The organism is Alteromonas sp. CI.11.F.A3 (assembly GCF_032925565.1).
Lineage (GTDB): Bacteria > Pseudomonadota > Gammaproteobacteria > Enterobacterales > Alteromonadaceae > Alteromonas.
The window spans coordinates 3,015,577-3,038,663 of sequence record NZ_CP136708.1; the positions used below are offsets into that span (position 1 = coordinate 3,015,577).

The window sequence follows — 23,087 nt, forward strand, 5'->3', positions numbered from 1 at the left end:
AAGCTAAAGCTTATAATAAACGCAGTGGTCTTTTGCTTTATTGACAATTGAAGTCGGCGTGAACTTTTATTTCTTAGAGATACTTACATGGATAATAAAGTAGCACCTAACCAAGTCCTCAAATCTCACGAGGTTGAACCCAATGCTTCTGGCGGGCTTATCGTTAGGAACCAAAGTGGTTTCTCAACCATATATAGGCTTATTGATTTATGCTTAGTGACCTTACTTTATTACGCTTCAGCGTTTTATTACCATAGCCCAGTAACCGCTGGCAGCCTTCTATTCCTTTTTGTCTTTGTTATTAGTTTCCAATTATCTGGTGAATTTGTAGAACTTTACCGTTCTTGGCGTGGCCACAGAACGAATGAAATGCTTCGTGCAGCGGCTATAGCGTGGGCACTTAGCATGTTGTCTACCACCGCTTTTGGGTTCTTTTTCTTTGGCGATTTAAGAATTACGCCACCTGGTGTTTTATTATGGGCCGCATCTTCATTTGTTGTGGTACTTGCTTGGCGCTATGTAATGCGAAAATTCCTTTTTCGCCTTCGCCGCAGCGGATTAAACTCAAGAAAATCGATTGTAATTGGTGCAAGTCAGTTGGGTTACAACATGGCCAATCAAATTGTGTCAAATGAACATTTGGGCATTCGTTTCTTAGGGTTGTTCGACGACAGAAGCGAAGACAGATTGCCTCATGAGTTTAGAAACCAAGTATTAGGCAATATTGAATCGGCCATTGAAATGGCTAAGCGCAATGAAGTGGACTACATATATATAGCGCTGCCAATGAGTGCAGAAAGCCGTATTCGCCACATTCTTGAAAAATGTAGCGACACCACGGCTAACGTTTATATTATTCCTAACTTCTTCATGTACAACCTACTAAATGCCCGCTGGCAGTCGATTGGCTCTGTACAAGCGTTAAGCGTGTACGACACCCCATTCCAGGGTGCTAGCGACATTTTAAAACGCTTTGAAGACATTGTATTAAGTATTCTAATCTTAATCATGCTGGCTATCCCAATGTTGGGCATTGCTGCAGCGGTTAAGCTTACCTCTAAGGGCCCTGTCATTTTCAAACAGAAACGATATGGGTTAGATGGAAAGCAAATTACCGTTTATAAATTTCGCTCTATGACTACGCAAGATAACGGTGCTGTGGTTAAACAAGCCACTAAGAATGATGCTCGCTTAACTAAAATTGGTGGGTTTCTGCGCCGTTCTTCTATTGATGAACTTCCACAGTTTATTAATGTGCTACAGGGCAGAATGTCGATTGTAGGCCCTCGCCCTCATGCAGTAGCGCATAATGAAGAATACCGTAAGCTTATAACGGGCTACATGCTTCGCCATAAGGTGAAACCTGGTATTACCGGTTGGGCGCAAGTTAACGGCTTACGCGGCGAAACAGAGACAGTGAATAAAATGGTACAGCGAGTAGAGTACGATTTAGATTATATTCACCGCTGGTCTGTTTGGTTCGATATTAAAATAGTCTTTATGACGGTATTTGGTGGGTTAGCGAATAAGAACGCTTACTAACACTATCTGTTTAAATTTGGTTAGTGCCAATTTTATCAGTTTAAGATTGTAAAATTTTGATACACCTAATCTAAGCCTCAACACCACGTGTTGAGGCTTTTTTGTTTCTGTTAACGATGTATTTAAATGATGAGGCGCTTGCCAGTTCATTCTTCAACGTACTATTGGAGGCCATTTTAATTGTAGTTTCCGGCTCCTTGAGTGTATAAATAAGTGACACCCATTACATTATAAGCCACGCTATGAAGTACCTATTACTGGCAAGTACGTCATTTTTACTCACTGCTTGTTACTTATTACCTACACAAACTCCCTCACCTTGGTTAGTAATTGATACGTTCAATAACGAATCGCTAACTGGTTGGCAATTAGCCGACACGCAAAATGACACTGAACCTTATGCATGCCCCTTTAAAGCGAACGCCCAAGTGACTGAAATTAAATTTTACGATCCTCGGGCAGCTTCATGCGCAGCCTTAGGCAAAGGTACCCATACAAACATCTCCCATACTCTGCCTAACGCTAGCAACGGCTATTTAATTAAAAAGCCTGCAGCTGACGGCGTTGTGGGGAATAGAAAAGCCCTAAGCTTCAAAGCACTGCCTGTACCTGTAAACGTGGGCGATACCTATACCTTTTATACCAAAATTTGCGTTGAGCGATTTCCTAACAACCATGCTTTTGGCATTAGTAACATGAAACCTGCCGACATAATTAAACATGGTTACAACGCGTTTGAACCTACCCTAAGAGTTACCGATAAGTACGAATCGAACGGGTATAAGAACGACGGTAGCTTAATGGTGAAAATAGACAGTACGGATAAATACCGCCAATACGCCAGTGTAAAAAATGCTGACAAAAAAATATCACAGCCTCTTACGGTGGGCGAATGGTACGAAATTTGGTACGTGGTTAATAACGCCACGGTTGAAAATGGTGGGCAAGTTTATAGTGTGTACGTGAAAGGCGGCGAGTTCAGCCAGCAAACCTTAGCGTATGAAAACGCTACTTTTAGAATGAAACGAGAATTAGCCCTTATTTACTTTTTGGCTAATAGCAATACAGGGCCAATTGATAAACCATACGGTAATGGCGGCTTGGCCTATGATGATATTTATATGAGTAAGGGTGTGAATTTGTCTACACCTTATTAAGTGCGTGTGAGAGCCGTGGGCTAATCGCTATTTAACACAGCCTGGCTCTTTTCTGTTTTGGTTTTCCGTTTTGTGGGCTGCGCTGTGTACGAATAGTGCTGTTAACAAAAAACTAAACGCCAGAAACGAAAAAAGGCGAGCATCCTGCTCGCCTTTTCCCGAAAGAACTTAAACTTAATTAGTTAATAATTAAGCTAATGCGCCTTTAGCCGCATCGACTAGTGCGCTGAAAGCCGCTTTGTCATGTACAGCGATGTCGGCAAGGATCTTACGATCGATTTCAACAGACGCTTTTTTCAAGCCGTTAATGAAACGGCTGTATGACATACCATTTTGACGTGCAGCAGCATTAATACGTGCAATCCACAATTGACGGAATTGACGCTTGCGCTGACGACGGTCACGGTAAGCATATTGACCAGCTTTAGTTACGGCTTGTACCGCTACGCGATAAACACGTGAACGAGCACCGTAATAACCTTTTGCCTGCTTGAGGACTTTTTTGTGACGTGCACGTGCTACCGTGCCGCGTTTTACTCTAGCCATTAATCAGTCTCCTAAGTCTATACGTACGGCAACATGCGCTGAACCAATTTGGTATCAGAATCATGAACCAGTTTCTTGCCACGAAGGTGACGTTTACGCTTAGAGCTCTTCTTAGTCAGAATGTGACGTAAGTGAGACTGTTTGCTTTTAAAGCGGCCAGAACCCGTTTTCTTAAAACGTTTGGCGGCACCGCTTACAGTTTTCATTTTAGGCATTGCTAAAACTCCGCATTGTTAGTATCGACGCTGGGTATGCAGTTACCGGTTGTCGGTTAATGTTTAGCCGCAGGGTGTTTTGAGATTGCAGTACCTCAAAAACTTTTAGACCACTACGACTTCTTAGTTGGGGCTAGCACCATGATCATTTGGCGGCCTTCCACACGACGTGGGAAAGACTCGCACACAGCAATCTCTTCCAAATCCGCTTTAACACGGTTAAGAAGCTCAATACCGATCTCTTGGTGCGCCATTTCACGTCCGCGGAAACGGATCGTAACTTTGGCTTTATCACCACCTTCAAGAAAGCGACGCAGGTTGCGCAGTTTTACCTGGTAATCGCCTTCATCAGTGCCAGGGCGGAACTTAATCTCCTTGACCTGAATTTGCTTCTGTTTTTTCTTCTGCTCTTTTTGAGCTTTACTTTTTTCAAAGAGGAATTTGCCATAGTCCATAACTTTACAGACTGGCGGCTCAGCATTCGGACTGATTTCTACTAGATCAAGACTGGCTTCTTCAGCAAGTTTCGTCGCTTCTGCTAACGTCACAATGCCGGCTTGCTCACCGTCTTTGCCAATTAAGCGTACTTCTTTGGCTTTAATTTCATCGTTTATGCGGGCTTTGTCGCCCTGAGCCTTGTTATTAGCGCCTTTAATGTGCATTCCTCCAAACATTTAATTCTTCTGTTTGCTCATCATCTGTCTTTAATTCAGTACTGATAAGCAAACACCGTCGTGTAGTATACACGAAAACCCTCAAACTATTTAATGGTCTTTTCTGCCACTTCCTGATTTGCCATGGCAATAAAAGCTTCCAGGCTCATTTTGCCTAGGTCGTCACCGCGTCGTGAGCGTACTGCTACTTCGCCAGCTTCCATTTCTTTATCGCCTACCACTAGCATATAAGGAACACGCTTGAGAGTGTGCTCGCGGATTTTAAAGCCAATCTTCTCATTTCTCAAGTCCGACTTTGCTCTAAATCCACTTTTTTGCAGTTTTTTTGCACATTCTTGTGCATATTCACCCTGACTATCGGTAATATTTAGAATTACCACCTGCTGAGGGGCTAACCAAAGCGGGAAAAGTCCGGCAAATTCTTCGGTAAGAATACCGATAAATCTTTCTAGTGAACCTAAAATAGCTCTGTGGATCATAACAGGCACTTTACGTTCGCCGTCTTCAGCTACGTAAGTAGACCCTAAACGACCCGGCATAGAGAAATCTAGCTGAACCGTTCCACACTGCCATGCTCTGTCTAAGCAATCATGAAGGGTAAATTCAATTTTAGGACCGTAGAACGCGCCTTCGCCTGGCAAATAACTAAACTCAATATTTTTCTTATTAAGTGCTTCTGCCAAAGCAGCTTCAGATTTATCCCAAATCTCGTCACTGCCAACTCGGCTTTCAGGGCGAGTAGAAAGTTTTACCACGATTTTTTCAAAACCGAAGGTATTGTACGCATCGTATACCATGTCAATACAGCTACCCACTTCATCGAGTATCTGTTCTTCGGTACAAAACACGTGTGCATCGTCTTGGGTAAACCCACGTACACGCATTAGACCATGTAAGCCACCTGATGGTTCATTACGGTGACAACAACCAAACTCTGCCATACGCAACGGAAGGTCGCGGTAAGACTTTAAGCCTTGGTTAAATATTTGAACGTGACCTGGGCAGTTCATTGGTTTAATTGCGTATTCACGCTTTTCAGATTCAGTGGTAAACATGGCATCGCCAAATTTGTCCCAGTGACCCGATTTTTCCCACAACGAACGGTCCATCATTAATGGGCCTTTTACTTCGCCGTAGTCGTACTCGCGCAATTTGCCACGAATAAACTTTTCTAATTCTGTGTAAATAGACCAGCCATCATTATGCCAAAACACCATACCCGGCGCTTCGTCTTGGAAGTGGAACAAGTCTAGCGTTTTACCAATTTTACGGTGATCACGTTTTTCAGCTTCTTCTAAGCGCTGCAAATAAGCTTTAAGTTGCTTTTTATCTGCCCACGCTGTGCCGTAAATACGTTGCAACATTTTATTGTCGCTGTCGCCACGCCAGTAAGCGCCGGCTACTTTCATAAGTTTGAAGTTTTGGCAGAATTTCATGTTAGGCACGTGAGGGCCTCGGCACATGTCTACGTATTCTTCATGGTGGTATAATCCTGGACGATCATCATGACTGATGTTCTCATCTAGAATTTCCATTTTATAGGTTTCACCGCGTGCTTCGAATGCATCACGGGCTTCTTGCCAGCTAACTTTATTTTTAACAACGTTATAGTTAGTTTTAGCTAGTTGAAGCATACGCTTTTCAAGCTTTTGAATATCTTCCTGGGTTAGGCTTTCTTCCATATCAACATCGTAGTAAAAACCGTTGTCGATAGTTGGCCCAATTGCCATTTTGGTGTTTGGCCAAAGTTGCTTAATAGCATGGCCTAACAAATGCGCACAGCTGTGGCGAAGAATTTCTAAACCAGCTTCATCTTTTGCGGTAATGATTTGTAGTTGAGCATCTGACTCAATAAGATCTACGGCGTCTACCAATTCGCCATTTACTTTACCGGCAATGGTGGCTTTCGCTAAACCTGGGCCGATATCGTTGGCAACATCTAATACAGAAACTGATTGGTCGAAAGCGCGCTGGCTTCCATCAGGAAGGGTAATTACTGGCATGATATGTCCTTTACAGTGGTGACGCCTACTCTGCGCCACTTGCAATTTTAAATTTAAAAACACCTATTGGGTGTTAAAGCGATGTCGTTATGTTCATTGCTTGCGCGGTATTTGCGGTACTAGCGCAATAAACAATATAACTTTGATGACCGTTTACTCTTTGCCGACTTCCATACTTGGGCCGGCCGTATAAACGATAATCGATGGGCGATTATAACGACTGAAAACGCACTTGCAATGGGTAAGGGTATTTTCAATGCCTTGCTAGCCACATTTCGTGCATTTGAGTAAAAACATTTTGTGAATTTCACCTGTTTTTACCTGAAACCTTACTTATTCTTATCTTTAAATTATTGGAAATGCTGTCAAACTTAAGCAAACTTGCTTATGCGAAAAGTAACACCGAATAAAAAAATCGAACAAAAGCCCCGAACAACGGAGTAGTGCCTGCCAATGCCTAACGAACACAAACTTACCGACAACCACAACATGGAAGATGAAGCCGCTAATGCAGACATTGCTACTGAACAAGTGACACAAAAACATTCACCTGTAGCACTGATAACCGGCGCAGCGAAACGCATTGGTGCCACAATGGCGAAAACCCTTCACAGTGCTGGGTATCGCGTGATTGTGCATTACGGTCAATCGGCTGAAGACGCAACCGCTTTGGTAAGTTCGTTAAATGCAATAAGGCCCAATAGCGCAATTTGTTTGCAAGCGAACTTGTGCAAGTTAGAGGATATTACTCGCTTAGCAGAACAAGCCACTGCGCCAGATGCGTTTTCATCTAGCAGTATTGCCAATACACAGAGTCAACGCGGCATCGACGTACTCATCAATAACGCCTCTAGCTTTTACCCTACCCCCCTTGGCGATATTTCTGCGAGTGACTGGCAAAGCCTAGTGGGCAGCAACGTACAAGGCCCCTTATTTTTATCGCAAGCGTTATGGCCTGCACTAAAAGCGAGTAACGGCTGTATTATTAATATGGTTGATATGCACATAGACCGCCCACTGCCCCACCATACGGTATACGGCCTTGCTAAAACAGCGTTGGCGTCTATTACCCGTTCACTGGCAGTTGAAATGGCGCCGCACGTACGCGTGAATGGTATTGCGCCGGGCGCCATTTTGTGGCCTGAAAGAGAATTAGAGCACGATCAAAAACAGCGGTTATTAGACAGTATTCCATTAGGCGGGCTTGGCTCACCCGAGGATATTGCAAACACCGCAACATTTTTGATTTCAGCTCAATACATTACTGGGCAAATTATCTATGTAGATGGTGGTCGCAGCTTACACACTAATGCGTCGGCGTAATTGCCTGATTTCACAGCGCATCATTCAAACTGAGCGCACACATATTGGAAAGCGTATGCGATTAGCAGGTGTTGTACTTATCTTAGGTTTATTACAAGGGTGTTTTGGTGCGCCCAGTATTGATGACACCATGGATGAATATACCACTCGCTTATCTAGAGTATTAGATACACCACTGGTAGATGAACGTAGCCCTTCTACGCAGCCATTAAACCCTACTCTTGCACTACCGTCTCAAACCTACCCCTCGCTAACAGAACTTGGTAACAATGTTACTGCCTTAAATATTAATATAAGAGAGTTCTACGCCATACAAGATTGCGAGCTTGGCCGTATAGTGGCCGAAAGAAATACGGCATTGGGTAAAACGCAATTACCTTCACAGCGCTTAGGTTACGAACATCGCGTATTGAAGGCGCTGGCAAATTGCGAAACCACGTTGCAAGGTGCACAAGACCCTATTGCAGCTACGGTGGCGAGTTGGCGTAAACAAAAGCAGGCGCAGTATCAAAGCGTATGGGCAAACGTAGTACAAACCAGTACCGAAATGCGACTGGGTTTAAGCATGGCTGCCTCGCCATTACAGGCAAGTGAAAATAAAGATGCTAATGCCTCGATTAATGCGCTTAACTTTATTAACGGTTTAGCTGGCACATCAATTCTTAAAGAGGTTGTTGAAGTACAGCCAGAAACGAAACGTAAAGAAGATGGCTATAGCAGTAATAGTGGTGATAGTGGCATTAACGGCGATGCTGGCGTAGCCGATTACGACAGCCGCGAACTTGAACAACAATTACAGATTATTGCGTCTTCAAGGCTTCCCGCCAAGCTATGGCAAACGCAAGCTATACTGCACAATCGCTTAGTGGAACTTAATCAAGCTTTAGCGCCTGCTCTGAACGATGTGCATTGCGAAAATGGAGTAACCAGCGACAAGGCGACTATTTTACGCAACGTATTTTACTTGTACTTTATAGAAGAAATTCAGCCCATTGCTAGCACCTTAAACAGCTACCATTATCAGCTACAACCTTTATGGGACCAATGGAGTAAAAACACCGCATTAAGCGCGCCGTTTAAAGCGCACATTCATACTCATGCTGTTGAAAACTTCACACTGTACAGTGATGCGATGAAAGCCCACGTGGTGTTATGGCAAGACTTTCTGGGTCGCTGTAACTTATCGCCCACCGCGCCATAGTTTACGGCATTCTACTTAGAACAATCTTTCGAGAGACTAATCTTTTAAGAGGCCACTCTTTTGAAGGGCCACTCCTTTGAAAAGCTATCTACAGAATATTTTCACCACTTTCTGGGTCACGGGCTTTTTTAGCTTGTTCTCTAATATCTTCGGCTTCGCTGCTAACGTCATCGTTTTCGTGCGCTAAATTAGCTTTGCTGTTAGATGCCGGTGCTTTATTGTTAGCCGGCGTACCTGCTATTTCTACCGCCGGCTTTTGGTTTTCCGCTAACTGAGTGTTGTTACCTTGCGAAAAGGGTTTATTAAGCGATGTGAACCCGCTGCTTTCATCTTCTGCAGCGTTGTTATTGCCGTTATTGTTGCCGGCATTATCCACGGTTTGATTAGACACTATGGCTAATCCGTTAGGGAAAACACGCTCACGGGCATCGTCAGGCATACTTATATCTTCTTCTGTGAAGCGGCCCACAATTTGACGCATTAGTAATGACGACATTTTAAGCACGCTGGTATCTTCAACATTTACCCAAAAATACACTTTTAAATTGTAGGTCGATGCACCTAAGTTATCGATTAACACTTGAGGTTCGGGATCTTCAAGTACCTTTGCATGACTAGATATTATCTCAACGGCCAGATTTTGAGCATAACGAATGTCTGCATCGTACCCTACTCCTAACACAAAATGGCCGCGCATTAATGGGTTGGCGGTTAGGTTTTTAATGACACCTTTATAAATGGTCGCATTGGGAATTTGAATATGGTTTCCGTCGAAATCTACCATGGTAGTTGCACGAGACGTGACCTTTTGAATGATGCCGGTAAACTCGTTTATTTCGACAATATCGCCAATTCGAAACGGCCTTTGAATAGTCAGCAATAAGCTAGAAATAAAGTTTTCGGCAATATCACGAAAGGCAAAGCCCAGAATTAACCCTACTACACCCGTACCGCTTATTACCGCCACCGCAAAGCCGGTTAACCCTGCCATAAACAGAAATAAATACACGCCAAGCAATATAATAATCAAACTAATTGAACGTTGGGCAACCGACTTAATTAAAGGCGTTAACGAGGAAAAAGAAAACGGCTTAAGTAGCAATCGAGATAACGGCCCTGCCGCGATAATAAACAGCGTCATTATTAGCAGGCCGACACCAAGCCCAGGTAGGCGATACAAAAAGCCATGCCATAAATCTAGTAAGACCGACTGTGCTTCGGTGAAGTTTTCTACCCCAGATGTGGGCGCAACTGTATCTGCTGCTAATACAGTTAGAGGTGTTAGGTTTGCTACGTCGAAAAAGACCGTGAAAAATGCCGTAAATAAACTGATGATGCTCACTTTCGCTCCTTGAAATGAGATTAGCTACCACGAGGGAAGCCAAATAATTATACGCTCAACCCGCTAAGGTTCTTGTTAGTGCTGTTTACCACTATAAGTATATTAATACGCACATGTTAGTACGCACAGGCTCGCGAAGTGGTTTACGCTAAGGGCCAGCCACCACTAAATATGAGCCTAAACCAATGGTGAATAAAAAACTTCCCCAAATAGCATGCTCTATTACCACAATGGGTGTTGAATTTGTTTGCATGTAACGATAGCCAAATATAGCGCCACCGAACCACGATATAACAACCGCCACCCAATTCCCATAAATCAGATGCGCCAAGCCAAATACAAAAGTGCTTAACGCCCAGCGCGCATTTCGTGAAGGTAAAATACGTTTATAACGGTGGAAGAAAAAGGTTCTAAAAATGATTTCTTGAGGAATAACCGACACCACGGGATACACTAACAAGGTAACTACCCACATCCATGGCTCGTTAATCGGCCAATGCAAAAAAAGCTCAGGCTTAATGAGATAAACACACAGCGCAAGTAAACTTGCCCATGGTAGAAAAAGCTTAAGGGTACTTTTTAAATGACGGCCGTAATCTTCCCAATGCCATAAACGAATTCGTTGAAATTGTTTGTCGGCCAATAGCACGCTTAAACAAAACAAACACACTATGCCCAAAATAGGCATAAGCCAATTGGAGACATGATTAATCCAGTAAAGCACGGCAAGGGGCAATGCTACGAACAAGATGATCAATTCAGACCATAGCTTTACCACGAAGAACCCCTACTTAATTGCAAAATGATGACAGAAATATGAACTTAAAAAGATAATGAAATTATAGTGCCAATTCGCGTAGAAGTCTTACGACAGGGCTTATACATTAGGCTTATACATCAGGCGTAAATCAGGCGTAAAAAAGTAAGTCACGATAAATTAGCGTTTTTTTGAATTTCTGGCAGTGGAATAAAGTATGAGAATAGAACATGATGGCACGTGACATGGTATGTCACGAAGGTACGGCGGTTACGGTTTGCTTATTAACAGGCAAAAACGCTCACTTCGTGTGTATAAATAACACGCAGATGGGCACTGTTGCTGAAATATATTTCTTCACGATATTGTTGTTATTTGCTAAAAAGCATCAATATAGTGCAAACCTACAAGAACGCGACACCCACCACTGAGCAGTTGAAGATTATTCCCTATGGCCAAAAATTCAAACGATGTTATTAAGCAAATAGAGAAGCACTACGCGTCTTTATCGCCATCAGGCCAAACTATTGCTCAGTATTTACAGCGTAATCCTATTGCGGTTGTTACTCAATCAACCTCTCATATTGCTGAACAAACCAACACTTCAAAAGCTACGGTAAGTCGCTTTTTTCGTCAGCTTGGTTTTGAGTCGCATCAAGAAGCAAAAAATACGTTGCTTACCCTACGCGAACAGGGCGTGCCTGTTAGCCCTGGCACCACAGCGGTTTTACAGCACGAGCAAGAATTGAATAATATTTCGCAAACCTTCGACAATATTGATATTGCTACCCTTACTGCCATTGCTGAAAAGCTGGCAAACGCGCAACAAATTACCCTTATCGGGTTTAGAAACGCTTACCCATTGGCCCTGCATTTTCGCCAGCAACTTAAGCAGATTCGCACCTCGGTAAGGCTTTTGCCTCAACCTGGGCAAACCTTAGGGGAAGATTTAGTCGATTTGGGTAAAGACGATGTTGTGGTGTTGTTTGGGTTTCGTAGGCGCACCCGCCAATTTAAACACGTGTTGAATACCCTTTCTCACTGCCAAACCATTCTTATCACCGATCCTACCGGGCAAGTATACCGAGATAACGTAAAGCATTTATTGGTGTGTCATTTAGGCAATCATTTAAGTTCACAGGTAGATAACTACGCCCCATTCGACAGTTATGCTGCCCCAATGAGCTTGGTTTCTACTCTATGTAACTTTACGTATTCTGCCTTGGGCGACAGCGCATCAAAGCGTGTTAAAGCCATTACTAGCCTGTATGGCGACCTTGATGAATTAGAGCCTTCCGAGCGAAAGTAATAGGTAAAGTACGATTTAAATAACATGTAAAGTAATATTAACTACTTTTATTTGGTTGCTTTTTAAGCAAGAATGGAAGATCGAATTTTTAAATAAGCACGTATAACAATTCGTGTTGCCACACGAGATACAAAGAGACAACTGCGCTGTTCTCCCTTAAAAAAGGCAACCAAGCATTTGATGTTGGAGTTGAAATGGATAAATCCCACCTTGTTATAGAAGAGTCTAGCAGAGTTTTAGCGTTTTGGTTTAATGAACTAACCCCTTCCCAGTGGTTTACTCAAGATTCTGCCCTTGATCGCACTATTGCATCGCAATTTTTAAACTTACACCGCGCTGCATCACAAGGTGAACTATGGCCTTGGCGAGCTACGCCTACAGGCCGATTAGCTGAAATTATTTTGCTTGATCAGTTTTCACGAAATATATACCGAGACACTCCCCACGCTTTCTCGCAAGATCCTATGGCGTTAGTATTAGCCCAAGAGGCGGTGAGTGTGGAGGCCGACAAAGCCCTTACGCCTCAGCAATGCATATTTTTATACATGCCGTTTATGCATAGCGAATCTTTAGCTATACACGATATTGCGCTTCAACTTTTTGCGGTTCCTGGTTTAGAGCAGCAATACGATTACGAGTTGAAACACCTGCGTATTATTGAGCAATTTGGCCGTTACCCTCACCGAAACTTGGTGCTAGGCAGGACCAGTACCAAAGAAGAGGAACGATTCCTCAGTCAGGCTGGTAGCCGGTTTTAGTGCATATATGTCATTGCATATAACTCATCGCACATATTGCATATAACATCGCATACAACATTGCATGTAACATTGCATATAACACGCCAGTAACAAACGTTTCACTTGACAACAAAGAGAAACGATTGTTTCATGGAGGTATATTTTTCACTACTGCGAATGTGCCGTGTCTTCTCCTTTTGTTTCGATCTCTGCTGACTATAAAGTAAACGCTAAAAGTGCTTCAGATTCTGCGGCAGCCAATGCTTCACCAACAGCTGGCGAACTAACTGGTATTAGCTTGGAGGGCTACACTTTAGCGGTAAAAGACTTATTTCATATTAAAGGGCTACCAACCGCAGCCGGGAATCCCGATTGGTTGGCAACGCACCCTGTGCCAACGGCCACCAATAGCACAGTTGAAAAATTAATTGATGCAGGCGCTACCTTCAAAGGTAAAACAATTACCGATGAACTAGCCTATAGCCTTCACGGTCAAAATAAACATTATCCGCAGCTGGTGAACCCTATTGCACCTGCTCACATTCCTGGGGGGTCGTCTTCAGGTTCGGCTGTTGCTGTGTCGGCACATTTAGCTGATATTGGTTTGGGTACAGACACAGGTGGTTCTATTCGTGTTCCTGCGAGCTATCAAGGATTATGGGGGCTGCGCACTACCCATAATGCTATACCGTGTGACAATATGGTGGCATTGGCACCGTCATTCGACACAGTAGGTTGGATGAGCCGCGATCTCGATACCCTAGAGAAAGTCAGCCAAGTTTGTTTAGCTGATGGTTCGCAAGAAGAATTGGTTACACCACAAAACGTAAACGGTGCAGATAAAACCGACGTAGCCAACAGTGACTCAAATACAAGCTTAGTACGAATTGGTGCCGTTCAACACTTGCTGCAAAGTGCTAAACACGGTGTTTTGGCCACAAAATGGGTAGAAACACTTAATAAAAAAGCAGATAGCGACAATGCGGGTTTTACTATTACCCCGATTACCGAACACGAATTAGATTTATCGGCACTGAATACTGCCGCGACTTTTCGCGTATTACAAGGCGCTGAAATTTGGCGACAACATGGTCAGTGGATAACAGATACATCCCCTGACATTGCCCACGATATAATGCTTCGACTAAATTGGTGCGAAACGATTTCTGAACAAGAAGTTGAAGAAGCCAAGAAGCAGCAAGTGGCGTTTCAAGAATACATCAACAGCTTATTTGAAACTGTAGACGTATTGTTGATACCCACTACTCCCGGCATTGCACCACGGTGCGATGCCGACGAAGAAACACTAGCGAACGATAGGAACGCCCTGCTTGCGCTTACCTCAATTGCAGGTTTAGCAGAGCTTCCACAAATTCATATGCCGCTATTTACCCTACAAAATGCCCCATGTGGTTTATCACTGGTAGGCAAAAAAGGCAGCGATCTTGCACTTATTAAGTTAGCAAAAATACTGACAGCCTAATGCGCTAGTCATCAAAGGCCCGCACTGATGTAGTCGTTACTGATTTAAAATGACGCAGTCGCTACTGATTTGAAATGACTTCGTCATTAGGGGCTTAGCGGGCTTAGCCGGCTTAACATGAAAACAAGATCGCACTTGCCAAATAACAAATGGATAAAAAAAACAATGAGTGAAAAACATAACATAGGCTTCACAGCCCCTCACTTTGCGGCATCGCAAGTGGGTTTACATATTTTAGAAAAAGGCGGCACCGCGATTGAAGCAATGGTTGCCGCAGCGGCCTCTATTGCTGTTGAATACCCTCACATGAATGGTATGGGTGGCGACGGATTTTGGCTAATTAGTGAGCCTGGCAAAGCCCCTATTGGTATTGATGCTTCAGGCGTTGCAGCATTGGGTGCTACCCCTGAATTTTATAAAGACGAAAGCGCTATTCCTAGCCGAGGCGGAAAATCAGCCCTTACTATGGCCGGTGCTGTTGCAGGTTGGAATGAAGCATTAAAAATAAGCCACCAGTGGCAAGACGGCCTATCGCTTAATACGTTGTTTGATACCGCCATTAGCCAGGCTAATTGGGGTATAGAAGTTACGCAAAGCTTAGTAGACGCCAGTAATAAAACCTTTGACGATTTAGCCGGCGACCCAAATTTTGATCAGTTCTTAATTAAGGGCAAAGCCCTTAAAAAAGGTAAAATACTTAAACTGACGGCGCTGTCTAAAACCCTTAGCCACTTAGCGAAAGCAGGGCTTGATGACTTTTATCAGGGCGAGCTTGCTAGCAAACTGGCTACCGACTTAGAAGCCGCTGGTTCACCTATTCGTATTGAAGACTTTAACCAATACAAAGCACAAATTGTAGAGCCACTTTCAGTCACCACCAGCAAAGGTACTTTGTATAACTTACCTGCACCTACCCAGGGTGTGGCGTCGTTAATTATTTTAGCGCTGTACGACAAGGTGCAGCATTTAGGCTCTTCCGATGCCGACATGGTGCACTTATTAATTGAATGCACCAAACAGGCGTTTATTGCACGAAATGCGAACGTTACCGACCCTTCACGTACGCCGGTTGATTTAGCGAGCTTGCTCACCGATGCGTCACTTGATGAAATGGTAAAACACATTTCGATAGAAAAGGCACAACCGTGGCCGCATGTCGCGAAACCAGGCGATACCATTTGGATGGGTGCCTGCGACAGCGAAGGTCGAATGGTAAGTTACATTCAATCGCTTTACTGGGAGTTTGGTTCAGGCATTGTTAGCCCACAAACAGGCATTGTATGGAATAACCGAGGTACTTCGTTCTCGTTAGACCCAGCTAGCAACCAATATTTAAAGCCTGGATTAAAGCCGTTCCATACGCTAAACCCTGCGTTTGCCGATTTAGCTGATGGGCGCAGAATGAGTTACGGCACCATGGGCGGTGAAGGTCAGCCACAAACACAAGCTGCCCTATTTGCTCGACATGTTTATCACAACCAGCCAATTGATAAAGCGATTGCCCTAGGCCGATGGTTATTAGGCCGTACTTGGGGCGATGAAAGTAACAACTTAAAAGCCGAGCGTGACTTAGCTGAGTATGTAGGCGAAAGCCTTATTGCCCGCGGCCACGATATGGTGACTGTCGACCCTTGTAACGAACTGATGGGCCATGCGGGCGCGGTTATTCGCACGTCTACTGGTGCAGTCAGCGCAGCAAGCGATCCACGAAGCGACGGTAAAGCTTTTACCGATAAGGTCTAACAACAAAAATTACCCCAAGCCGTTTTATCGGTGTGTTGCTTTTGGCTTATTTTTAAAGGACGTCCACCCCTTTTTAAGTAAGTCAGAGCAACCCACCATAATTTACGTTGGGCGTAAATTTATTAGTAAGCACACTTTCACAACGAGACTCTTAATTTATGCAGTTTTTACTCGATAACATGACGGTAATATTATCGTTAATTGGTACAGGCGTGTTCGCCGGATTACTGGCTGGCCTGTTAGGTGTAGGCGGCGGTATTGTTATAGTGCCTGTTCTGTTTTTCTTATTTCAAGCGCTAGGGGTATCGGCTGAAAGTGCCATGGTGATTGCAACTGCAACATCACTTGCCACAATTGTGCCTACGTCTATTAGCTCTATTCGCGCTCACCACAGTAAAGGCAATGTAGATTTTGCCCTACTAAAAGCATGGGCTGTGTTTATCCTAATAGGTGTATTAGCCGGAAGTTACTTAGTAACGGTACTAGACGCAAACTTCCTAACCTTGATGTTCGGTGTTATTGCCACTTTGTCTGCTATCAACATGTTAGTTGGCAAAAAAGATGCATTGTTTAACGGCCTACCTGGCCGTGTTGGACAGTCAATTATGGCGGCGTGTATTGGCTTTTTCAGTTCAATGGTTGGCATTGGTGGCGGCACGCTTACCGTCCCTACCCTCACGTTTTGTAATTACCCTGCGCACAGAGCAGTAGGTACAGCAGCCGCTGTTGGCCTAATTATATCGCTGCCTGCTGCCATTACACTTTTATTTGTGGGCACTACCCCTGTTGACGCGCCGTTCGCTACCTACGGTTACGTTAACCTACTTGGTTTCGCGTGTATTGTTCCGTTAACGGTTATTTTTGCGCCCATTGGTGCAGGCATTGCCAATAAGCTAGATGCTGGCCTACTTAAGAAAATTTTCGCTGTTGTTCTCATCATTACTGGCCTGCGCATGCTTGCGCAGGTGTTTATCTAGGAGCCTATTATGACTGGTTTTACTCCATTAACACCTCCACCGCGCCTTCTAATGGGCCCAGGCCCTATTAATTGCTATCCACGTGTACTGTCTGCCATGTCTACACAACTGGTTGGCCAATACGACCCAGTAATGACAGGCTACATGAACGAAACCATGGCGCTGTACCGCACGTTATTTAATACCGAAAACCAGCAAACCATGCTGATTGACGGTACTTCTCGTGCGGGTATTGAAGCGGTTTTAGTATCGGCTATCGAACCAGGTGATAAGGTACTTGTGCCTATCTTCGGGCGTTTTGGTCATCTATTGGCTGAAATTGCCGAGCGCGCCGATGCAGAAGTCCACACTATTGAAGTGCCGTGGGGTGAAGTATTTACACCTGAGCAAATTGAAGCAGCTATTAAGAAAGTTCAACCTAAGCTGTTAGCCATAGTACAAGGCGACACCTCAACCACTATGTTTCAACCGCTTGAAGACATTGGTGCGATTTGTGAAGCTAACGACGTATTGTTCTATTGTGATGCTACGGCATCGGTTGGTGGTAACCCGCTGGAAGTAGACAAATGGAAACTAGATGCTGTTTCAGTAGGCTTGCAGAAATGTTTAGGCGGCCCGTCAGGTAGTGCGCCCATTACCATGAGCCAAAAGTTCGTAGATGTAGTGCGCACTCGTCATCATGTAGAAGCGGGTATTCGCGATGCACATCATGAAAGTGCTCGTGGCCCGAAAATTCGCTCTAACTATTTTGACCTTGGTATGATCATGGATTACTGGGGTGATGAACGCCTAAACCATCATACCGAAGCAGCGACCATGCTTTATTGCGCACGAGAATGCGCTATTTTGCACCTTGAAGAAGGCCAGCAAAATGTTATTGCACGCCATAAAGTGGCAGGTGATGCCATGTTAGCTGGTGTGCAAGCGCTAGGCCTTACGCCTTTTGGCGACCTTGCCAATAAAATGAGTAACGTAGTGGGCGTGGTTATACCTGATGGCGTGCACGGCGAACAAGTTCGCGAAGACTTATTACTGCGTTTCAACATTGAAATTGGTACTAGCTTTGGCCCTCTTAAAGGGAAAATTTGGCGTATAGGCACTATGGGGTATAACGCTCGCCAAGATGCCGTGTTGCACACCCTACAGTCGCTTGAAACCGTATTACGCAAGCAAGGTATGTCGTTACCGGCCGGTGCTGGCGTAGACGCTGCGCTTGCTGTGTACTCGGGAGCCATGAATGTCTGAGTTTTCTGATGCAGCCGCGCTAGTGATGGCGCGCTGCGAAGCGCTAGGTTCATTAAGCCAAAATCCCACCTGTTTAGACAGGCGCTATTTAACCGAACAACATAAGTTGGCGAATCAACTTACCTCTGGTTGGATGATAGAAGCAGGCATGACCACGTGGCAAGACAGCGTGGGTAACATTTGGGGTCGTTACACATCAGCTGTACCTAACGCTCCTCGCTTGATCATTGGAAGTCATCTAGACACCGTGCCCAACGGCGGAAAATACGATGGCATGCTAGGTGTGGTTGCACCTGTTACGCTAATGGCTATGTTCAGCGGCGAAAGACACCAATTCCCTTTCCATATCGATATTGTTGGGTTTTGTGACGAAGAAGGCACACGTTTTGGCACCACGTTATTAGGAAGCCGCGCGTTAACCGGAAAATGGCAAGACGAATGGCGTAGGCTAAAAGACGAAGATGGCATTTCTCTAGAAGATGCGATGAAAAACTTTGGGCTAGATTTTGATGCCATTAACAGCGCTGCAATTGCACAGACTGACTTGCTTGGTTACTTAGAACTGCATATCGAGCAAGGCCCAGTGTTAGAGCAAGAAAACTTACCGGTAGGTGTGGTGAATGCTATTGCTGGTGCGAAACGCTTTTCGTTAACCGTTACCGGTATGGCAGGACATGCGGGGACTGTGCCCATGTCGATGCGCCACGACGCATTGTGTGCCAGTGCCGAAATGATTTTGGCGGTAGAGTCTATTAGTCAGCAGCGCCCTGGTGTTGTGGCTACCGTAGGTAAAATTGAGAACGCCCCTAATGGTGTTAATGTGATTTCAGGTAGATGCCAGTTCTCTTTAGATATTCGAAGTGAAGAAGACCCGCTCAGAGAAGCCGCATTGGCAGAGATTTTGCAGAAAATCAACGACATTGCTGTACTACGCAATGTGGAATTAAAGATAGAGCAAACGCACAGTGCGCCAGCGGTACATTGTGATAGTGCGCTACAAAATACATTGCTTAAAGGTGTAACTGAAGCTGGGATCGTACCCAAAGTACTGGCCTCGGGTGCAGGGCATGATGCAATGGCAATGGCTGAAATATGCCCTGTTGCCATGCTATTCACACGCTGTAAAGGTGGTATTAGTCATCATCCGGCTGAGTCAATCACTACAGACGATGTTGCCGCGAGCTTAGCGGTAATGCACCACAGTCTTCGCAAGTTAAAGTACTAAGACTCGCTTTGGTGCTTTGTTATGGGGCTTACGCTAACCCTCACCTTTAAGTGCAATTCGTTGAATGATAAGAAACAGGTATAAGTAAGATGAAGATAGCAAGGATTTATAATGACGATGAAGGTAAGAGCCACTTTGGTGAAATCGATATTCCGCTAAAAGATGGCGGCCCTATTGGTCTATTGTCAGAAAAGTTTGGCGCCGATAAAATTATCTTTAGAGAAACTCCCGCAGACTATGACTTTAAATGGCATCCTGCGCCAGCACGCCAGCTTCTTTTTATCTTAAAAGGTCGTGCGGAATTTACGGTTTCTAACGGTGAGCGCCACGTATTTGGGTCTGGTGATGTTATTTTACTGGAAGACACTGAAGGTGAAGGGCACTGCTCAAAAGCCATGTATAACGAAGTGCGTCATTCTATCTTTGTTACGCTAGACGAAGGTGTTGAATTCTAATAGCTTTCATCGCCTTGCTGTTAATTTGAGCGCGTCATATTGGCGCGCTTTTCGTTTTAAGGCACCAACTTGGTGCGCGCCACATTTTAACCTTTATTCTTCCCGCATCTATTTTAACTAAAAATATCTGTTTATCATTGAGTTAACCTTCTTATTGAGCATGGACTAACTGGTCAGCTTCTTGCAAACCACCCGCATTATAATTTCAATACTGCTGTAGTACTCATGCGTTTGCGACTTACCTTTTTACCTTTCTATCTTGTTGTATTTATCTCTCTTTCCAGTTTTGCCTATAAAAGCGTTGCTGCATCAAGTGCGGTTGCTGATTCTTCCCCTTCTAATTCTTCATTTTCTATGCCGTTGTGGTTTGAAGATTTCAAAAAAACCGCCTCGCCACGCCAGATGTATCAATTTTTACACGCCATGCCAAAAGGAGGTGATTTACATCACCACTTGTCGGGTTCAGGGTTTAGCGAATGGTGGTATGAACTCGGTTCAGATCCTACAAAAAATGGCGGTTATACCTATTACACCCAAGTGAACAATAGAAAGTGCAAGTCAGACAAACCCCAGTCAGATAATCAAAATCCACTACGCTTTCACACCATCAGTGAAACCACATGGGTGACGCTTCCTGATTGTCTGCAACAAAACTATACCGAATTAGCGTTGCTTAACGAAGATCAGAAGCAAGATTTTATGGATAGTATTCGGCTGCATACGCCCTCAGAAGGGCGAGACGAATTTTTCTCTACACATTGGCAACGGCTAAATGAATTAACCGCCAACCCCATACTGGTTTCAAAAATATTGCTTCGCAATATGCAGGAATATCAAAAAGAAAACCTACAATATTTAGAGACGCAAGTGAATGTACGCTATGCGAAAAAACCCGACGGAAGCCCCTACTCTCCAGATGAAGCATTAGCAGTTTATACCGACATGCTTGCCAGCGAAGAAGCACAAGCCACACAGGTTACGGTTCGCTTGCAGTATGCATTAGTGCGCTTTTTGCCCGACGCGGAAGCACAGCTGGAATGGATTTATGACTTTGTAGATAAGCATAGAGATATTTATGTCGGCATAAACTTGGTGGGAAGAGAAGATGATAAAAATGGGCAGCCCACGCGTTTTGCATCAACACTGCGAAAGCTTCGTGCAAAGTATCCCAAAATTTTGTTGGCCTTTCATGCAGGCGAATCAGAAACCGCCGACTCGAACGTGCGCGACACCTTATTACTTGGTGCAGAGCGTATTGGGCACGGGTTAAATACCATTTTTGATCCAGATACTTTATTGCTAATGAGAAACAGCCATTACCTTATAGAAATTAATCTTATTTCAAATTTACTGTTAGATTATCTACCTAATTACGACAGCCACCCGTTTCCAGAATATCTACGTACCGGTATTCCTACCGCGTTATCTACTGATGATCGCGGAATGTTCGATTCCACTTTAACCGACGAATTTTATATCGCGGTAACCCAATTTAACTTGAGCTGGGAAGAACTGCTCAACCTGGGTATCAACAGCTTGCAGTACAGCTTTTTACAACCGGATGTTAAAGCACAGCAACTCGCTTTATATCATCAACGGGTGGCTGAATTTGAAAACCAAGTTGCGTCAGATACCGTGCCTACCCAAACCCCGACGTTTCGCGCATTCATCTGTACATTTGAAAGCCAACTGTGCAGCGGCGATAAGGACTGATCATGCAAGAACAACATCAAGATTTACTTTATGGTTTGCACGATAAACCCAATGCGGTGGCGTGCTTAACCGCCGCGTTTCAGCACATGCTAGCGAGTTTTATAGGGGTGATAACCCCAACGTTAATTATCTCTGCCACTTTAGGGCTTACAGAGCATACTGCTTACCTTATTTGTATGGCGCTTTTTGTCAGTGGTGTGGGTACCTTTATCCAGACTAAAAAATTCGGCCCTGTAGGCAGTGGCCTAGTGGCTATACAAGGGACCAGCTTTGCGTTTATTAGTGCGTTACTTTTAGCGGGTATGAAAGTAAAAAATGAGGGTGGAAGTAGCGAAGAAATATTGTCACTTCTATTTGGTCTTACGTTAGCGGGCGCGGTAGTTGAGGTGGTGTTTAGTTTATTCGTTACCCAGCTAAAGCGCATTATTACACCGCTGACTACCGGTATTGTGATTACCGCCATTGGCTTATCTCTGATTAACGTAGGAATGACGGATTTAGCCGGTGGATTTAACGCTGAATCTTTTGCAAGTTTAGACAATTTAGGTTTAGGGGTAAGCGTTTTACTCATTATTGTATTTTTAAATGCGTCGAATAATCATTGGGTACGGCTGTCGGCCATTTTTGTAGGAATGACGTTGGGCACTGCCTATGTGTGGATCACTAAAGGTTTAGACTTTTCTCACCTACATAACTTGCCTGCCATTGCCGTTCCACAGCCCTTTGCCTTTGGCATTAGCTTCGACATTACCTTGTTTTTACCCATTGCACTTATCTACTTATTTACCGCAATTGAAACCGCGGGCGATTTAACCGCGAATAGCCTGTTTTGCAAAGAGCCTGTGTCTGGCCCGCTTTACTTATCTCGTATTAAAGGCGGTATTTTGGGCGACGGACTTAATTCTATGATTGCTGGCGCCTTTAATACGTTTCCCAACACCACCTTTGGCCAAAACAACGGGGTTATTCAGCTTACCGGTATTGCGAGTAGAAAAGTGGGTTTCTTTGTGGCGGGCATGTTTGTTTTTGTTGGCCTATTCCCTGTGGTAGGTGGTGTGCTGCAAGCTATCCCTAAGCCGGTGTTAGGAGGGGCAACCTTAGTGATGTTTGCCATGGTGGCTGTGGGTGGTTTAAAGCTACTTGCTAGCTACGCGTTAGATAGAAGAAGTAGCTTAATTACCGCGTGTGCTTTGGGTATGAGTATTGGTGTAATGATGGTACCCAGTGCGCTATCTCAGCTTCCTACTTGGTTGGAAAACGTTTTACTCTCTCCTGTCACGTCTGCGGGGCTAACCGCTATTATTTTAGATCTTACTTTGCCCAGTGCACCGCAAAAAGCAACACAGAATATACCGAAAGCAGCAACAAATATGCACGGCTAAGAGTAAAGGGCAAATTTGGTGCAACATTCACGTTAACCATCACAATGCTGGTGCA

21 protein-coding genes are annotated in these 23,087 nt (G+C 44.3%); 15 read left to right on the forward strand and 6 right to left on the reverse strand.

All coding sequences use genetic code 11. From position 1 onward, the window contains the following. Positions 1–87: 87 nt before the first annotated feature. Both R1T43_RS12990 and R1T43_RS12995 read left to right on the forward strand, forming a co-directional pair. Positions 88–1,542 carry an undecaprenyl-phosphate glucose phosphotransferase gene (locus R1T43_RS12990; protein ID WP_211069365.1) on the forward strand — a complete coding sequence of 485 codons (1,455 nt, stop codon included), beginning with the start codon at positions 88–90 and terminating at the stop codon, positions 1,540–1,542. 242 nt (positions 1,543–1,784) lie between these two features. Next, positions 1,785–2,699, forward strand: a complete 915-nt coding sequence (locus R1T43_RS12995) for a hypothetical protein (protein ID WP_317349539.1) — start codon at positions 1,785–1,787, stop codon at positions 2,697–2,699. Between the two features lie 189 nt (positions 2,700–2,888). On the opposite strand, the gene rplT is transcribed toward R1T43_RS12995, so the two are convergent. The 4 genes from rplT to thrS all read right to left on the reverse strand — a co-directional run bounded on the left by rplT (position 2,889) and on the right by thrS (position 6,137). Next, complete coding sequence (gene rplT / locus R1T43_RS13000) at positions 2,889–3,245, reverse strand: 50S ribosomal protein L20 (protein WP_013784592.1); 357 nt, start codon at positions 3,243–3,245, stop codon at positions 2,889–2,891. A gap of 17 nt (positions 3,246–3,262) precedes the next feature. Beyond that, positions 3,263–3,460: a 50S ribosomal protein L35 gene (gene rpmI, locus R1T43_RS13005; RefSeq protein WP_012518091.1), complete on the reverse strand. Its 198-nt coding sequence runs from the start codon at positions 3,458–3,460 to the stop codon at positions 3,263–3,265. Between the two features lie 113 nt (positions 3,461–3,573). After that, a complete protein-coding gene (gene infC, locus R1T43_RS13010) occupies positions 3,574–4,122 on the reverse strand; it encodes a translation initiation factor IF-3 (RefSeq protein WP_126873690.1) in 549 nt (182 codons plus the stop codon). Positions 4,123–4,220: 98 nt separating this feature from the next. Next, the gene (gene thrS / locus R1T43_RS13015; RefSeq protein ID WP_057792559.1) at positions 4,221–6,137 is read right to left on the reverse strand and encodes a threonine--tRNA ligase; all 1,917 of its coding nucleotides are present in this window, start codon (positions 6,135–6,137) and stop codon (positions 4,221–4,223) included. A gap of 489 nt (positions 6,138–6,626) precedes the next feature. On the opposite strand from thrS, the gene R1T43_RS13020 reads away from it, so the two are divergent. Together R1T43_RS13020 and R1T43_RS13025 are read left to right on the forward strand one after the other, a co-directional pair. Then, positions 6,627–7,460, forward strand: coding sequence for a pteridine reductase (locus tag R1T43_RS13020; RefSeq protein ID WP_317355823.1), 834 nt, complete (start codon positions 6,627–6,629; stop codon positions 7,458–7,460). Between the two features lie 55 nt (positions 7,461–7,515). Then, on the forward strand, positions 7,516–8,661 hold the full coding sequence (locus tag R1T43_RS13025; RefSeq protein ID WP_317349572.1) for a DUF3080 family protein: 1,146 nt from the start codon (positions 7,516–7,518) through the stop codon (positions 8,659–8,661). Between the two features lie 88 nt (positions 8,662–8,749). Here R1T43_RS13025 and R1T43_RS13030 read toward each other — a convergent pair whose 3' ends face one another. After that, positions 8,750–10,003, reverse strand: coding sequence for a mechanosensitive ion channel family protein (locus R1T43_RS13030; RefSeq protein ID WP_317349574.1), 1,254 nt, complete (start codon positions 10,001–10,003; stop codon positions 8,750–8,752). 148 nt (positions 10,004–10,151) lie between these two features. Beyond that, the gene (locus tag R1T43_RS13035; protein WP_317349576.1) at positions 10,152–10,781 is read right to left on the reverse strand and encodes a CPBP family intramembrane glutamic endopeptidase; all 630 of its coding nucleotides are present in this window, start codon (positions 10,779–10,781) and stop codon (positions 10,152–10,154) included. Between the two features lie 209 nt (positions 10,782–10,990). Between R1T43_RS13035 and R1T43_RS13040 the strand changes: the two genes are divergently transcribed. The 11 genes from R1T43_RS13040 (at position 10,991) to R1T43_RS13090 (ending at position 23,032) form a co-directional block, all read left to right on the forward strand. After that, complete coding sequence (locus tag R1T43_RS13040) at positions 10,991–11,191, forward strand: hypothetical protein (protein WP_317349578.1); 201 nt, start codon at positions 10,991–10,993, stop codon at positions 11,189–11,191. A 20-nt stretch (positions 11,192–11,211) separates the two neighbouring features. Continuing rightward, positions 11,212–12,069, forward strand: coding sequence for a MurR/RpiR family transcriptional regulator (locus tag R1T43_RS13045; protein WP_317349580.1), 858 nt, complete (start codon positions 11,212–11,214; stop codon positions 12,067–12,069). Between the two features lie 194 nt (positions 12,070–12,263). After that, entirely contained in the window at positions 12,264–12,827 is a 564-nt protein-coding gene (locus tag R1T43_RS13050) for a DUF924 family protein (RefSeq protein WP_317349582.1), read from the forward strand. A 166-nt stretch (positions 12,828–12,993) separates the two neighbouring features. Then, on the forward strand, positions 12,994–14,292 hold the full coding sequence (locus R1T43_RS13055; protein WP_317349584.1) for an amidase family protein: 1,299 nt from the start codon (positions 12,994–12,996) through the stop codon (positions 14,290–14,292). A 165-nt stretch (positions 14,293–14,457) separates the two neighbouring features. Beyond that, complete coding sequence (locus R1T43_RS13060) at positions 14,458–16,035, forward strand: gamma-glutamyltransferase family protein (protein WP_211069372.1); 1,578 nt, start codon at positions 14,458–14,460, stop codon at positions 16,033–16,035. 158 nt (positions 16,036–16,193) lie between these two features. Further along, positions 16,194–17,012, forward strand: coding sequence for a sulfite exporter TauE/SafE family protein (locus R1T43_RS13065; RefSeq protein WP_129737666.1), 819 nt, complete (start codon positions 16,194–16,196; stop codon positions 17,010–17,012). 9 nt (positions 17,013–17,021) lie between these two features. Next, positions 17,022–18,257 (forward strand): pyridoxal-phosphate-dependent aminotransferase family protein, encoded by a 1,236-nt coding sequence (locus R1T43_RS13070; protein ID WP_211069373.1) that lies wholly within the window; start codon positions 17,022–17,024, stop codon positions 18,255–18,257. Further along, complete coding sequence (locus R1T43_RS13075) at positions 18,250–19,482, forward strand: allantoate amidohydrolase (RefSeq protein ID WP_317349591.1); 1,233 nt, start codon at positions 18,250–18,252, stop codon at positions 19,480–19,482. Before R1T43_RS13070 ends, R1T43_RS13075 begins: the two co-directional genes overlap by 8 nt. Positions 19,483–19,571: 89 nt before the next feature. Then, the gene (locus R1T43_RS13080) at positions 19,572–19,937 is read left to right on the forward strand and encodes an AraC family ligand binding domain-containing protein (protein WP_013784606.1); all 366 of its coding nucleotides are present in this window, start codon (positions 19,572–19,574) and stop codon (positions 19,935–19,937) included. A gap of 225 nt (positions 19,938–20,162) precedes the next feature. Next, a complete protein-coding gene (locus R1T43_RS13085) occupies positions 20,163–21,650 on the forward strand; it encodes an adenosine deaminase (RefSeq protein ID WP_317349594.1) in 1,488 nt (495 codons plus the stop codon). A 2-nt stretch (positions 21,651–21,652) separates the two neighbouring features. Beyond that, the gene (locus R1T43_RS13090) at positions 21,653–23,032 is read left to right on the forward strand and encodes a nucleobase:cation symporter-2 family protein (protein ID WP_317349597.1); all 1,380 of its coding nucleotides are present in this window, start codon (positions 21,653–21,655) and stop codon (positions 23,030–23,032) included. Positions 23,033–23,087: the final 55 nt, after the last annotated feature.